We start from the raw sequence: 13,746 nt of genomic DNA on the forward strand, positions 1-13,746 counted from the left end.
TCAGTTCCCGAGAATGCCGGGCAGGCGCAGGCCCTTTTCCTTGGCGCAGTCGATGGCGATCTCGTAACCGGCATCGGCGTGGCGCATGACGCCGGTCGCCGGGTCGTTCCAGAGCACGCGCTCGAGGCGTCTTGCGGCATCGTCCGTGCCATCGGCGCAGATGACCATGCCCGAATGCTGCGAGAAGCCCATGCCGACGCCGCCGCCGTGATGCAGCGACACCCAGGTCGCGCCCGACGCCGTGTTGAGCAGTGCGTTGAGCAGCGGCCAATCGGAGACGGCATCAGATCCGTCCTTCATCGCTTCGGTCTCGCGGTTCGGCGAGGCAACGGAGCCGGAGTCCAGATGGTCGCGGCCGATGACGATCGGGGCGGAGAGTTCGCCTGTTCTCACCATCTCGTTGAAGGCGAGGCCGAGCTTGTGGCGGTCGCCGAGGCCTACCCAGCAGATGCGCGCCGGCAGGCCCTGGAAGGCGATGCGCTCCCTGGCCATATCGAGCCAATGATGCAGATGCTTGTTGTCAGGCAGCAGCTCCTTCACCTTGGCATCGGTCTTGTAGATATCCTCCGGATCGCCGGAAAGGGCCGCCCAGCGGAACGGGCCGATGCCGCGGCAAAACAGCGGGCGGATATAGGCCGGCACGAAGCCCGGGAAGGCGAAGGCGTTTTCGAGGCCTTCGTCCTTGGCGACCTGGCGGATATTGTTGCCGTAATCGAGTGTCGGAATACCGGCGTTCCAGAAGGCGATCATCGCTTCGACATGCTCGCGCATCGAGGCGCGCGCTGCTTTTTCCACAGCCTTCGGATCGCTTTCGCGCTTTGCCTTCCATTCGCCCATCGTCCAGCCCTTCGGCAGATAGCCGTTGATCGGGTCGTGGGCCGAGGTCTGGTCGGTGACGATATCGGGGCGGATGCCCCGGCGGACCATCTCCGGCAGGATTTCGGCGGCGTTGCCGAGCAGGCCGACGGATTTCGCCTCGCCGGCCTTGGTCCAGCGGTCGATCATCTCAAGCGCTTCATCGAGCGTCTCGGCCTTGGCGTCGACATAGCGGGTGCGCAGGCGGAAATCGATCGAGTCGGGATTGCATTCGACGGCAAGGCAGCAGGCGCCGGCCATGACGGCGGCGAGCGGCTGGGCGCCGCCCATGCCGCCGAGCCCGCCGGTCAGGATCCATTTGCCCTTGAGATTGCCGCCGTAATGCTGGCGTCCGGCCTCGACGAAGGTCTCGTAGGTGCCCTGCACGATGCCCTGCGTGCCGATATAGATCCACGAGCCGGCCGTCATCTGGCCGTACATGGCAAGGCCCTTCTTATCCAGCTCGTTGAAATGGTCCCAGGTCGCCCAATGCGGCACGAGGTTGGAATTGGCGATCAACACCCGCGGCGCATCCTTGTGGGTACGGAACACGCCGACCGGCTTGCCGGATTGCACAACCAGCGTTTCGTCTTCCGTCAGCGTCTTCAGCGTCGCGACGATGCGGTCGAAATCCTCCCAGGTGCGGGCGGCGCGGCCGATGCCGCCATAGACGACGAGCTCGTTCGGGTTTTCGGCGACATCCGGATCGAGATTGTTCATCAGCATGCGCAGCGGCGCTTCGGTCATCCAGCTCTTGGCATTGAGATCGTTGCCGCGGGGTGCGCGGATTTCGCGGATATTGTGGCGTGGATTGTTCATGGCGGTTCCCCTGTCGAGAGATCGTTATCGTTTCAGGCCTGGCGCAATCTGTTCGATGCGCACCAGAATGTTCTTGAGATGAACGCGAAGTCTGTCTGCCTTGGCGGCGGCGTAGGCAAAGGGTGGTGCCTCGGTCTCAAGATGCGTCGATTGCGCGAGCTCCATCTGGATCGCGTGCACACCAGTGTCGGGCCGACCATAGTGGCGTGTCGTCCAGCCGCCCTTGAAGCGGCCGTTGAGCACGCCGTCGTAACCTGCGGCGGCTTCGACGACAGTGAGCGTCGCCTGCTCGATCGCGCGGTCGCACGTCTTGCCCATATCCGTGCCGATATTGAAGTCCGGCAGCTTGCCTTCGAAGAGGAAGGGAATGTGCGAGCGGATCGAGTGGCAGTCGTAAAGGATCGCGACGCCATGGATGGCTCTCACCCGCTCGATCTCGGCGGCGAGCGCTGCGTGATAGGGAGCATGGAAGTCCCGCAGCCGCGCCGTGATGTCGGCCTCGTCGGGTGCAGCGCCTTCCTTCCAGATCGCCTTGCCGTCGAAATCCGTTTCCGGAATGAGGCCGGTGGTGTTCTGGCCGGGGTAGAGGCTGACGCCGGCCGGATCGCGGTTGGCGTCGATCACATAGCGGTGGAAGGTGGCGCGCACGGTGGTGACACTGTCCAGCAGGCCATCATAGAGCTGGTGAATGTGCCAGTCGGTGTCGGCGAGCATCCTGCCGTTATCGTTGAGCCGGTCGGCGATCTCAGGCGGCACGTCGGTGCCGGTATGGGGAAAGCCGAGGATGACGGGGGAGGTGCCTTGGCGAATTTCGTATGGGGAGGAGATTTTTTCTTCCACCATCATCTCAGCCCTCCAATACCGGCAATATGCCAGATGAAACCGAGGCGTTGAGCGCGCCCGTCGCTACCAGCTCGGCAGCGGCGACGAGGTCGTTTGCCATATAGCGGTCGACGTCGAGGCTCGGGACCTTGCTGCGGATTGCGGTGATCGCCTTGCCAAGCTCCGGGCTCGTCGACAGCGGCGCGCGCAGTTCGACGCCTTGGGCGGCGGTCAGCGCCTCGATGCCGATGATGCCGAACAGGTTCTCGGTCATGCCAAGCAGGCGGCGGGCACCATGGCAGGCCATCGAGACATGGTCTTCCTGGTTGGCCGAAGTCGGCGTCGAGTCGACCGAGGCCGGGTGCGACATCTGCTTGTTCTCGGACATCAGCGCCGCAGACGTCACCTCGGCGATCATCAGGCCGGAATTCAAGCCCGGCTTCTTGGCCAGAAAGGCCGGCAGGCCGTAGGAGAGGGTCGGATCGACCAGCAGCGCGATGCGGCGCTGCGAAATCGCGCCGATCTCGCAGACGGCGAGCGCGATCTGGTCAGCGGCAAAGGCGACGGGTTCGGCGTGAAAATTGCCGCCGGAGACGACGGAATTGTCGGACAGCACCAGCGGATTGTCGGTGACCGCGTTGGCCTCGATCTCAAGCGTGCGGGCAACCGAGCGCAGCAGATCGAGGCAGGCGCCGTCGACCTGCGGCTGGCAGCGGATGCAATAGGGATCCTGTACACGCTCGTCGCCTTCGATATGGCTCTGGCGAATGATCGAGTTTTCGAGCAGGGCGCGAAGCGCGGCCGCCGTGTCGATCTGACCCTTATGGCCACGCAGTGTATGAATATCCGGATGGAAGGGCGCCGAAGAGCCCATGGCGGCGTCGGTGGACATGGCGCCGGTGATGAGAGCTGCCTGCGCGGCACGATGGGCGCGGAAGAGGCCGGCAAGCGCCAGCGCCGTCGAGGTCTGGGTGCCGTTGATCAGCGCCAGGCCCTCCTTGGCGGCGAGCACGATCGGTCTGAGGCCAGCCCTTTCCAGGGCTGCAGCGCCCGAGAGGCGTTCGCCGGCGAAGAAGGCTTCGGCCTCACCCATCATCACCGCCGCCATATGGGCGAGCGGCGCAAGATCGCCGGAGGCGCCGACCGAGCCCTTTTCCGGGATCAGCGGAATGACGCCCTTTTCCAGCATGCCCTCGATCAGCCGCACCAGTTCCAGCCGCACGCCGGAGGCGCCGCGCCCGAGCGAGACCAGCTTCAGCGCCATGATCAGCCGCACGATATTCTCAGGCAGCGGCGCGCCGACGCCGCAGCAATGCGACAGGATGAGATTGCGCTGCAACGTCGTCACGTCGGCGCTGTCGATCTTGATCGAGGCGAGTTTGCCGAAGCCGGTATTGATGCCGTAGACCGGCGCGTTGCCGGCAGCGATCTCGGCGATGCGGGCAGCGGCCTTGGCGATGCCAGTATCGAAAGCGGGATCGAGCCTTGCCGGCACGCCCGTCCAGTAGATGGTTTCCAGATCCTTGAGCGAGACGGAGCCCGGGTGGAGCGTGATGGTCATCGGCCGTTCCTTTCGCCCTTGAAGACGCGTGCGTAAAGCGGGTTGAAGCCGATGCGGTAGACGAGCTCGGCGAGGCTTTCGATATTCCAGATGGCGAGGTCGGCGGATTTGCCGGCTTCGAGCGTTCCGGTCTTGTCGAGCAGGCCGAGCGCGCGCGCACCTTCACGGGTGGCGCCGGCGATGCATTCCTCGACGGTCAGGCCGAAAAGTGTGGCCGACATGTTCATGGTGAGCAGCATCGAAGTGAGCGGCGAGGTGCCGGGATTGCAGTCGGTGGCGATCGCGATCGGCACGTCTGCCCGCCGCAGCGCCTCTACCGGCGGCTTCTGCTTTTCATGGATGGCGTAGAAGGCGCCGGGCAGCAGCACGGCAACGGTGCCGGCTGCAGCCATCGCCGCAACGCCATCCTCGTCGAGATATTCGAGGTGATCGGCTGACAGTGCGCCGTATGACGCGGCGAGCTTGGCGCCACCGAGATTGGAGAGCTGCTCGGCATGCAGCTTGACCGGCAGGCCGAGCGCCTTGGCCTTGTCGAAGACGCGGGCGATCTCGGTCGTGGAAAAGGCGATGCCCTCGCAGAAGCCGTCGACGGCATCGGCAAGACCGAGGCCATGTATGTCGTCGAGACCGGGCAGGACGACATCATCGAGATAATCGCCGTTGCGACCCTTATATTCCACGGGCGTCGCATGGGCGCCGAGATAGCTGGTGGTGACGCGCACCGGTCTGACATGGCCGAGCAGGCGGGCGCTCTGCAGCATCTTCACTTCACCGGTCCGGTTCAGGCCGTAGCCGGATTTGATCTCGATCGTGGTGACACCTTCTGCAAGCAGCGTGTCGAGCCGCGGCAGCGCCTGGGTGACAAGCTCCTCGACCGACAAAGCATTGGTCGCCTTCACCGAGGAAACGATGCCGCCGCCGGCGCGTGCGACCTCCTCGTAAGTCGCGCCTGCCAGGCGCATTTCGAACTCGCGGGCGCGGTTGCCGCCGTGAACGATATGGGTGTGGCAATCGACGAGACCGGGCGTTACCCAGCGGCCTTCGAGATCGAAGATTTCGGAGTGTTCGATGGCCGATGCCGGAAGCTCGCTCTCGGCGCCGGCAAAGGCGATGCGGCCGTTTTCGACCAGCACGGCACCCTTTTCGACGATGCCGAGCCCTTCCTTGCCAGGCGCCAGCGTGGCGAGCCGCGCATTGCGCCAAAGCACTGGGCGGGCTTCTGCGGACGAGGTTTCCTCTGAAAAATTGTTCCCGGTCATCAGCTTTGCGCCTTTCCATATGCCAAAACATGTATATACATAATCGACAGGTGACAAGAGAAATTTTGTGCGCTTTTCTGGAAAAGAAAGATCGGCGGCACGGCAAGAGGAGAGGCAAGGCCATGACCACACTTCACGCAGACACGGCGCTGACGCCGCAGGGCTGGCAGAAGGATGTGCGACTGACGCTCGAAGCCGGCCGCATCGCGCGGGTCGAAATCGGCGTTCCCTTCGAGCCCGGCGACGAACGCCACGCTCTCCTCGTTCCGGCCATGGCAAACCTGCACAGCCATGCCTTCCAGCGGGCGATGGCCGGCCTTGCGGAAGTGCGCGGCCCGGCCAATGACAGCTTCTGGAGCTGGCGCACTGTCATGTACAAATTTGCCCTGGCGATGACGCCGGAGCATGTCGAGGCGGTTGCCGCCAAGCTTTACGCGGAGATGCTGGAAGCCGGTTTTTCCCGCGTCGGCGAATTCCACTATCTCCACCATGACAGGGACGGCGGCACTTATGCCAATATCGCCGAGCTTGCCGAGCGCATCGGTGCTGCGAGCGAAGAGACCGGTATCGGCCTGACGCTGCTGCCGGTCTTCTATGCCCATTCCGGCTTCGGCGGCGCTGCGCCCATCGACGGCCAGCGGCGTTTCATCAATTCGCTCGAAAGCTTCGAAAGGCTGATGGAGGGATGCCGGGCGGTAACCGCCCGGCTCGACGGCGCCGAGCTCGGGCTGGCGCCGCACAGCCTGCGCGCCGCAACGCCCGAGGAACTGGCAAGGCTCGTGCCGATGGCGGGCGACGGTCCCATCCATATCCATGTCGCCGAGCAGGTAAAGGAGGTCGAGGACTGCATCGCCTGGTCCGGCGCGCGGCCAGTGGAATGGCTGCTCGATCATGCGCCTGTGGATGAGCGCTGGTGCCTGATCCATGCGACGCACATGACCGAGGACGAAACGCGGCGGATGGCGAAAAGCGGCGCGATCGCCGGCCTCTGCCCGATCACCGAAGCCAATCTCGGCGACGGCGCCTTTGCCGCGCCGCTCTTCCTCGAAGAGGGCGGGCGTTACGGCATCGGTTCCGATTCCAACGTACTGATCTCCGTGCCGGAGGAATTGCGTCAGCTCGAATATTCGCAGCGCCTGGCGCTTCGCGCCCGCAACGTCGTCGCAGCACCCGGTGGTTCGACGGCGCTTTCGCTGTTCACACATGCACTTGCCGGCGGCGGCGCCGCATTGAAGGCACCGGGAGGTCTCGCCGAGGGCCATCACGCCGATATCGTTTCGTTCGATGCCGCGGCGGTTCCCTATCTCGCAGGCGACCAGATCCTCGACCATTGGCTGTTTGCAGGCGGCATTTCCATCGATTGCGTTTGGGCACGCGGCCGCAAGCAGGTTAAGGGCGGTCGCCATCTCAAGCGTGACGCCATCGACCGGCGGTTCCTCGTTGCGATGGGCGAATTGCTGGCCGCCTGAAAAAGAGCTTTTCCTGTCCAGGCATTCGAATTAGAGCAGTTCCAGCAAAAGAGTGTAGTTTTTCGTCCGGAATTGCGTAAAAACAAAGAGATAGCGGGAGACCAATCGGAACGTGTCGATGAACCAAAGCAGGGATCCCACCTTGCATCAGCGCATCCTGAGCGACATCGAGGGCCGTATCGTCTCTGGCGATTGGCCGCCGGGGCACCGCATTCCCTTCGAGGTCGATCTCGCCACGCAGTATGACTGCTCGCGCATGACGGTGAACAAGGTGCTGACCCAGCTTGCCAAGGCCGGCCTCATCGAGCGCCGCAAGAAGTCCGGCAGCTTCGTCACCCAGCCGCAGGCGCAATCGGCCATTCTCGAAATCCACGATATCAAGGCCGAGGTGCAGTCGCTGAACCTGCCCTATTCCTATGCGGTTTTGAAGAAGGCGAGCCGCAAGGCCAAGGCGGACGACAGCCGCCGTCTGGAACTGCCGGTGGCGTCTTCGGTCGTCGAGGTCGTCTGCATCCACAATGCCGGCGCGCGGCCCTTCTGCCTGGAGGAGCGGCTGATCAGTCTTGCGACGGTTCCTGAAGCCGCCGATGCCGATTTTCTGACGATGGCGCCGGGTCCGTGGCTGCTGAACCAGGTGCCGTGGAGCACGGCCGAACACCGGATCCATGCCGTCTCAGCTGGTGCCGAGCTGGCTGCGGCTCTCGATCTACCACGCAATACCGCCTGCCTCGTGGTCGAACGCCGCACCTGGAGCAATGCCGGCCCGGTGACGCATGTGCGCTTCACCTATCCGGGCGATCGTCACGCGCTGGTGGCGCGTTTCACGCCGGCATCGTAATAAAGAGCCCGATCGAACCGGCTCGTTCCCCGGTGACGAACCTGCTGGATCCGTCAAAATCCCGCCCGTGGCTGGCTGTCGAAACTGCTGGGCATGAGGGCCGCCGGCAGCGTCATCGTCCGCCATGCGATCGCAGCAGGCGAGGCATGGCGGACGATCCGGCAGATACGGGGGGTTTATTGTGCCGTGGCATCAGGCGGCCGTTATAAGGTTTTGGCGGAGACTTATAACGTCCTGTGAAAGTCGGTACCGGCCAAACTCGGGAGCGACTGACTGCGGTAGCCCTCCCTCAGCCGAGCGATGCGAGCCTCTGCTGATCACAGCCTCACACCCGATGGCGCAGCCTGCTAAGTCCCATATACAACATCGCGGGTGTTTTCATTCCTCGAACATCTTGCCGCTGCGCGCTTCCAGCCGATAGCGGTGGCCGGGATAGACGAGGCGGGCGGTCGAGACCACCTGTTTTGCCGACCATGTGCGCCGGCGGATCGTCAGGCATGGTTCGGTCTTCATGATGGTCAAAAGTTTGCATTCCCAGGCCTGCGGCATCGCCGCCTCGACGACGTGCTCGGAGCCGCTGAGCGGGGCGGCGGCCGTTAGATAGGCGTTCGGAGTCAGCGTCGAAAAATCCTGAGCGAGATATTCCGGGGCGGCTTCCGGATGGACGAAACGGTCCTCGATCTGCACTGGAACGCCATTTTCGCTGTGGACGATCAGCGAGTGGAAAACCGCAGCACCGATCGGCAGTTCCAGCGCGTCGGCAACCTCGGGAGACGCGGTTTCCTGGGCGAGAACAACGACAGAGGCTTCATGGACATGGCCGCGTTCGGCGATTTCCTCGGCGATGTTGCGCACTTCGAACAGCGCCGAATAGCCCTTGCGTTCAGCGACGAAGGAGCCGACACCCTGGATGCGGACGAGTTCGCCCTCATTGGCAAGTTCGCGCAGTGCCCGGTTGGCGGTCATCTTGCTGACGCCGAGTTCGACGACGAGTTCGTTTTCCGAGGGCACGCGATATTTCGGCGGCCACTCGCCGCTCTGGATGCGGTCGAGGATCACCTGCTTGACGCCGGCATAAAGCGGGGTGCTGTCATTTTCCGCCAGTTCGCGCTTCATTTCGCCCGGACGCTTCATTGCCTATTCCTTTTGCACGAATGGAATTCGCCACATAATTCGACTTTCCCTCTTGCATATCACAAAATATCTCATATGGTACCATATACAACCTCCCAATCGGTCCTTTGAGAAAAATAGGACAGGAAAGGGCAAGCCGGCGAAGATCGGCCGTGGTGACGCAAGGTCTGTTTCAACTCCAGAGGAGAAATCACAAATGAAATTCAGCGCAATCCTGTTTTGTGGCGTGGCGGCTTTTTCCGCCTTCGCCGCGCCTGCCTTTTCCAAGGACTGGACGAAGGCGACCATTACTCTCGAAGGCGCCTATGCGCCCTGGAACCTCACCAATGCCGACGGCACGCTCGGCGGCTTCGAGCCGGAACTCGCCAAGGTGCTGTGCGAACGCGCCAAGATCGAGTGCACGCTGGTTGCCTCCGACTGGGACGGCATGATCCCGGCGCTCAACGCCGGCAAGTTCGACGTCATCATGGATGCGCTGTCGATCACCGAGGAGCGCAAGCAGGTGATCGGCTTCACCATTCCCTATGCCGCCACCCCTGCAGCGTTTGCCACCGCCAAGGACAGCCCGCTGGCAAACGCCGCCGGCACCGGCGCCACGATCAAGATGACGCCTGGGCAGACCGGCGTGACGGAGATCGACGCGCTGAAGGCCGCCTTCAAGGGCAAGACGATCGGGATCCAGGCGGCGACCGTCTACGCCAAGTTCGTCTATGACAATTTCGGCGACATTGCCGAGATTCGCGAATACAAGACCGGCGCCGATCGCGACCTCGACCTGCAGAACGGCCGTATCGACCTCGGTTTCGACGACGCCGTCTATTTCGCCAACGCGTTCAAGGCCGCCAACGACACGCTCGCCTTCACCGGCCCAGAGATCGTCGGCTCGATCTGGGGCGAGGGCGAAGGTCTCGGCATCCGCAAGGCCGATACCGACCTGCGCGACAAGTTCAACGAGGCGATCAAGTCGACGCTTGCCGACGGCACTGTCAAGAACCTCTCGATGAAGTGGTTCAAGGTCGACGTCAGCCCGCAGGAATAAGCGTTTCGGCCTTTCGGCGGCAAACACCTGTCTCCGGCTTTATCGCCGGAGACGGCATGCTCGAACAGGATGATTTTAGGCCGGGTCGGCCTAAATTCTGAATCCTGTTCTAAATTTCAGAGTTAGAGCATGATGTCGTCCGAAAACCGCTGACACTTTTCGGCATCATGCTCTGGTGTCAATCCGCAAACACTGCCACGGACGGGGAACGGACGATATGGCAAGCTTGGAACTGCTCGGCTTCGGCTCGACCGGATGGGGCGCGCTGCTCATTGCCGCCGCCTTGATGACGCTGGCCGTCACGGCAACGGCGCTGGCGATCGGCGCGGTGCTCGGCGCGATCATTGCTGCGGCGAAACTCTCCGGCAATCTTATCCTCGTCGCGCTCGGCAACGTCTATACGACCGTGTTTCGCGGCGTGCCCGAGCTGCTGATCATCTATCTCATCTATTTCGGCGGCTCCTCTGCCGTCACCGCGATCGGCCAGGCGATGGGTTACGAGGGCTTCCTCGGCTTGCCCTCCTTTATCGCAGGCGCGCTTGCGGTCGGCATCATTTCCGGCGCCTATCAGGCGGAGGTGTTCCGCGGCGCTTTTCACGCCATTTCCAAGGGCGAGCTCGAAGCGGCCTCGGCGATCGGCATGCATCGCGGCATGCGCCTTCGCCGCATCATCATGCCGCAGGTGTTTCGCCTCGCTATCCCCGGCCTCGGTAACGTGTGGCAGCTCAGTCTCAAGGATTCGGCGCTGATCTCCGTCACCGGCCTTGCCGAGCTGATGCGCACAAGCCAGGTGGCGGCAGGCTCGACCCGGCAATATTTCCTGTTCTTCATCGCCGGCGGCTGCCTCTATCTTCTCCTCACCAGCCTTTCTGACCGCATCTTCAACGGGGCGGAGCGCCGCGCCAATCGCAGCATGCCGGCATCGGCCATGGGCCAGGCGTAAGGAGGCGACAATGGATTTCACCTTCATCGCCTCGACCATGGTCACCCTGCTCAAGGCCGTACCGACGACGCTCATCCTGTTTTCGCTGTCGATCATCACAGGTGGCCTGCTGGCGCTTGTCATCGTCTGGATGAGGACCAGCGGCAACCCGGTGCTTACGAGCTTCGCAAAGGGTTACATCTTCATCTTCCGCGGCTCGCCGCTGCTGATCCAGATGTTCCTGGTGTTCTATGGCCTCGGCCAGTTCGGCTTCATCCGCTATTCCTTCCTCTGGCCGTTCCTGCGCGAGCCGATGGTCTGCGCCGTGCTGTCGCTGGCGCTCTGCACCGCCGGCTATACGGCGGAGATCTTCCGTGGCGGCATTCGCGCCGTCTCGCCGAAGGAGATCGAAGCGGCGCGCTCTATCGGCATGTCCGGCTTCCTACTGGTCCGCCGCATCCTGGCGCCGATTGCCTTCCGCCACGCGCTGCCGGCCTATTCCACCGAGATCGTGCTGATGATGAAGTCGACGGCACTCGCAAGCCTCGTCACCGTCTGGGAGGTCACCGGCGTCGCCCAGCGGCTGATCTCGCAGACCTACCGCACGATGGAAGTCTTTCTCTGTGCGGCGATCATCTATCTCGTTTTGAACTTCATCATCCTGCAGGGCATGGCTCTGCTCGAATATTCGCTCTCCCGACACCGCCGCGCGGCCCCGCAAGCGCTGAAGGCGTAAGCGGCTTTTGACCCGATTGGAGCACTCATGCCAGGCGTAACCCGACTATCGGTCCGCAATATCCGCAAGAGCTTCGGTACGCACGAGGTCTTGCGCGGCATTTCCCTCGATGCGGAAGATGGCGATGTGATTTCGCTGCTCGGCGCCTCCGGCTCCGGCAAGTCGACCTTTCTGCGCTGCATCAACATGCTGGAAACCGCAAGCGACGGCGAGATCTGGGTCGACGGCGAGGAGATCCGCATGGTGCACAAGAACGGCCGGAGCAAGCCGGCCAGCCAGAAGCAGGTGGACCATATTCGCTCCGAGCTCGGCATGGTGTTCCAGTCCTTCAACCTCTGGTCCCATATGACGATCCTGCAGAACGTCATCGAAGGGCCGATCCACGTGCTGAAGCGACCGCGCGCCGACTGCATCGCCGAGGCCGAAGCGCTGCTCGAAAAGGTCGGCATCGCCGATAAACGTCATGCCTATCCAGCCCATCTCTCCGGCGGTCAGCAGCAGCGAGCGGCAATCGCCCGGGCGCTGGCGATGAAGCCGAAGGTGATGCTGTTCGACGAGCCGACCTCGGCGCTCGATCCGGAGCTTGTCGGCGAAGTGCTGCGCGTCATGCGCGCGCTTGCCGAGGAAGGCATGACCATGCTCGTCGTCACCCATGAGATGAGCTTTGCCCGCAACGTCTCGAACCGCGTCGTCTTCATGCGCGAAGGGCTGATCGAAAGCAGCGGCAAGCCGGACGACATGTTCACCGGCGGCGCGACACCCGCTTTCCGCCAGTTCATCGGCCATTTCGGAAGCGGTCAATGACGATCACCATCGATGCCGTGCTGACCTGGCGTGATGTCGCCCGCGTCGGGGCAGGGGAGGCGCTTGCGCTGTCGCCGGCTGCCTCAGCGCGCGTCGAGCAGGCAAGCCGCATCGTTGCGCGCATCGTCGAGACGGGCGTGCGCGCCTATGGCGTCAATACCGGTGTCGGGGCACTGGCCGATACGGTGGTCGATCGTGCCTCGCAGAGCCTGTTATCGCGCAGCATCGTGCTCAGCCATGCCTGCGGCGTCGGGCCATTGCTTGAAGCCCGCGAGGTGCGCGCCATCATCGCCGCACAAATTGCCAATTTCGCCCATGGACATTCCGGCGTGCGGCGCGAGATCGTCGAGCATCTTGCGGCCATGCTGGAACATGATTGCATTCCCGACGTGCCGTCCAAGGGCTCGGCTGGTTACCTCGTCCACAACGCCCATATTGCCCTTGTTCTGATCGGCGAAGGCAGCGCTCACCTGGGCGACCGGCGCATGAGTGGCCGCGAGGCGCTGGCTGCGATCGGCCTCCAACCGCTGGTGCTCGGCGCCAAGGAGGGCTTGAGCCTGGTCAACGGCACGGCCTGCGCCACCGGCCTGGCGGCCGTGGCGCTTTCGCGCGCCGAGCGGCTGCTCGACTGGGCCGATGCGATCGCAGCGCTGACGCTGGAAGCGGCGGGCTGCCAGATTGCCGCCTTCGACGCCGCCGTGCTGGCGCTACGCCCATCGGCGGGAATAGAGAAAGTCGGAGCGAGCCTGCGCGCGCGGCTCCAGGGCAGCGGCCTTGTCGCCGCCGCCTTCGGCCGGCGCACGCAGGATGCGCTCAGCCTTCGTTCGGTTCCGCATGCCCATGGCGCCGCCCGCGATGTCTTCGACAATTCCGCCCGCGTCGTCGATCAGGAACTTGCCTCGGTGACGGACAATCCGGCTGTCTCTGGCACCCCGGAACAGCCGATCGTCTCTTCCGAGGCGCATGCCGTTGCCCCGGCGCTTGGGCAGGCGGCCGATAGCCTGGCAATTGCGCTCGCACAGATCGGCGCGATCAGCGAACGGCGCATGGACCGGCTGGTCAATCCGCTGGTCAGCGGCCTGCCGCCCTTCCTCGCCAGCGATGCCGGCAGCCATTCCGGCTTCATGATCGCCCAATATACCGCCGCGGCACTCAGCAACGAGAACCGCCGCCTTGCCGCACCCGCGGCCATGGACGGCGGTCTGACCTCCGGCCTGCAGGAAGATTTTCTCGCGCATCCGACGGCCGCCGCCGGCAAGCTGCTCGCCGTCATCGACAATGCCGAATATATCCTGGCGATAGAATTGATGGCCGCTGCCCAGGCGCATGATTTCCTGGCGACGACGGCGCCGCGGGCGGCAGGCACGGACCTCGTCTACAAGGCCGTGCGGGAGCATGTTTCCCATTATGGCGACGATCGGCCGCTCAACGGCGATATCGAGGCTGTCCGCGGCTTGATCCGCGAGACCGCGCCGCCGCGATAATCGG

Annotated in this window: 12 protein-coding genes; 7 read left to right on the forward strand and 5 right to left on the reverse strand. The window is 63.5% G+C overall.

Annotated features, from left to right (window positions below):
- Genes hutU through hutI form a run of 4 tightly spaced genes read right to left on the reverse strand, consistent with a single transcriptional unit; the run spans position 1 to position 5,316 of the window.
- Positions 1-1,674, reverse strand: a complete 1,674-nt coding sequence (gene hutU, locus A6U98_RS32365) for a urocanate hydratase (RefSeq protein WP_064655289.1) — start codon at positions 1,672-1,674, stop codon at positions 1-3.
- A 24-nt stretch (positions 1,675-1,698) separates the two neighbouring features.
- Positions 1,699-2,520 (reverse strand): N-formylglutamate deformylase, encoded by an 822-nt coding sequence (hutG, locus tag A6U98_RS32370; protein ID WP_064655290.1) that lies wholly within the window; start codon positions 2,518-2,520, stop codon positions 1,699-1,701.
- Position 2,521: 1 nt separating this feature from the next.
- Complete coding sequence (gene hutH, locus A6U98_RS32375; protein WP_064655291.1) at positions 2,522-4,057, reverse strand: histidine ammonia-lyase; 1,536 nt, start codon at positions 4,055-4,057, stop codon at positions 2,522-2,524.
- Positions 4,054-5,316: an imidazolonepropionase gene (gene hutI, locus A6U98_RS32380; protein ID WP_064655292.1), complete on the reverse strand. Its 1,263-nt coding sequence runs from the start codon at positions 5,314-5,316 to the stop codon at positions 4,054-4,056. Before hutI ends, hutH (A6U98_RS32375) begins: the two co-directional genes overlap by 4 nt.
- Before the next feature lie 122 nt (positions 5,317-5,438).
- Between hutI and A6U98_RS32385 the strand changes: the two genes are divergently transcribed.
- Together A6U98_RS32385 and hutC (A6U98_RS32390) are read left to right on the forward strand one after the other, a co-directional pair.
- Complete coding sequence (locus A6U98_RS32385) at positions 5,439-6,785, forward strand: formimidoylglutamate deiminase (protein ID WP_064655293.1); 1,347 nt, start codon at positions 5,439-5,441, stop codon at positions 6,783-6,785.
- 118 nt (positions 6,786-6,903) lie between these two features.
- Positions 6,904-7,623, forward strand: coding sequence for a histidine utilization repressor (gene hutC / locus A6U98_RS32390; RefSeq protein ID WP_064655294.1), 720 nt, complete (start codon positions 6,904-6,906; stop codon positions 7,621-7,623).
- 378 nt (positions 7,624-8,001) lie between these two features.
- Here hutC (A6U98_RS32390) and hutC (A6U98_RS32395) read toward each other — a convergent pair whose 3' ends face one another.
- The gene (gene hutC, locus A6U98_RS32395) at positions 8,002-8,757 is read right to left on the reverse strand and encodes a histidine utilization repressor (RefSeq protein WP_003554216.1); all 756 of its coding nucleotides are present in this window, start codon (positions 8,755-8,757) and stop codon (positions 8,002-8,004) included.
- Positions 8,758-8,953: 196 nt separating this feature from the next.
- On the opposite strand from hutC (A6U98_RS32395), the gene A6U98_RS32400 reads away from it, so the two are divergent.
- The 5 genes from A6U98_RS32400 to hutH (A6U98_RS32420) all read left to right on the forward strand — a co-directional run bounded on the left by A6U98_RS32400 (position 8,954) and on the right by hutH (A6U98_RS32420) (position 13,742).
- Positions 8,954-9,796: a transporter substrate-binding domain-containing protein gene (locus tag A6U98_RS32400; protein WP_064655295.1), complete on the forward strand. Its 843-nt coding sequence runs from the start codon at positions 8,954-8,956 to the stop codon at positions 9,794-9,796.
- A gap of 217 nt (positions 9,797-10,013) precedes the next feature.
- Positions 10,014-10,739 carry an ABC transporter permease subunit gene (locus A6U98_RS32405; RefSeq protein WP_064655296.1) on the forward strand — a complete coding sequence of 242 codons (726 nt, stop codon included), beginning with the start codon at positions 10,014-10,016 and terminating at the stop codon, positions 10,737-10,739.
- 10 nt (positions 10,740-10,749) lie between these two features.
- On the forward strand, positions 10,750-11,454 hold the full coding sequence (locus A6U98_RS32410; protein WP_064655297.1) for an ABC transporter permease subunit: 705 nt from the start codon (positions 10,750-10,752) through the stop codon (positions 11,452-11,454).
- A 27-nt stretch (positions 11,455-11,481) separates the two neighbouring features.
- Complete coding sequence (locus A6U98_RS32415; protein WP_064655298.1) at positions 11,482-12,258, forward strand: ATP-binding cassette domain-containing protein; 777 nt, start codon at positions 11,482-11,484, stop codon at positions 12,256-12,258.
- Positions 12,255-13,742: a histidine ammonia-lyase gene (hutH, locus tag A6U98_RS32420; RefSeq protein WP_064655299.1), complete on the forward strand. Its 1,488-nt coding sequence runs from the start codon at positions 12,255-12,257 to the stop codon at positions 13,740-13,742. Before A6U98_RS32415 ends, hutH (A6U98_RS32420) begins: the two co-directional genes overlap by 4 nt.
- The last annotated feature ends 4 nt before the right edge of the window (positions 13,743-13,746 follow it).

The organism is Rhizobium sp. WYCCWR10014 (genome assembly GCF_001657485.1).
Taxonomy (GTDB): Bacteria; Pseudomonadota; Alphaproteobacteria; order Rhizobiales; family Rhizobiaceae; genus Rhizobium.

Bases quoted from the DNA above. Each gene is read 5' to 3' on its own strand.
- A6U98_RS32400 (WP_064655295.1), top strand. From the start codon at position 8,954: ATGAAATTCAGCGCAATCCTGTTTTGTGGCGTGGCGGCTTTTTCCGCC.
- hutH (WP_064655291.1), bottom strand. From the start codon at position 4,057: ATGACCATCACGCTCCACCCGGGCTCCGTCTCGCTCAAGGATCTGGAA.
- A6U98_RS32415 (WP_064655298.1), top strand. From the start codon at position 11,482: ATGCCAGGCGTAACCCGACTATCGGTCCGCAATATCCGCAAGAGCTTC.
- hutH (WP_064655299.1), top strand. From the start codon at position 12,255: ATGACGATCACCATCGATGCCGTGCTGACCTGGCGTGATGTCGCCCGC.
- hutC (WP_064655294.1), top strand. From the start codon at position 6,904: ATGAACCAAAGCAGGGATCCCACCTTGCATCAGCGCATCCTGAGCGAC.
- A6U98_RS32410 (WP_064655297.1), top strand. From the start codon at position 10,750: ATGGATTTCACCTTCATCGCCTCGACCATGGTCACCCTGCTCAAGGCC.
- hutI (WP_064655292.1), bottom strand. From the start codon at position 5,316: ATGACCGGGAACAATTTTTCAGAGGAAACCTCGTCCGCAGAAGCCCGC.
- A6U98_RS32385 (WP_064655293.1), top strand. From the start codon at position 5,439: ATGACCACACTTCACGCAGACACGGCGCTGACGCCGCAGGGCTGGCAG.
- A6U98_RS32405 (WP_064655296.1), top strand. From the start codon at position 10,014: ATGGCAAGCTTGGAACTGCTCGGCTTCGGCTCGACCGGATGGGGCGCG.
- hutG (WP_064655290.1), bottom strand. From the start codon at position 2,520: ATGATGGTGGAAGAAAAAATCTCCTCCCCATACGAAATTCGCCAAGGC.
- hutU (WP_064655289.1), bottom strand. From the start codon at position 1,674: ATGAACAATCCACGCCACAATATCCGCGAAATCCGCGCACCCCGCGGC.
- hutC (WP_003554216.1), bottom strand. From the start codon at position 8,757: ATGAAGCGTCCGGGCGAAATGAAGCGCGAACTGGCGGAAAATGACAGC.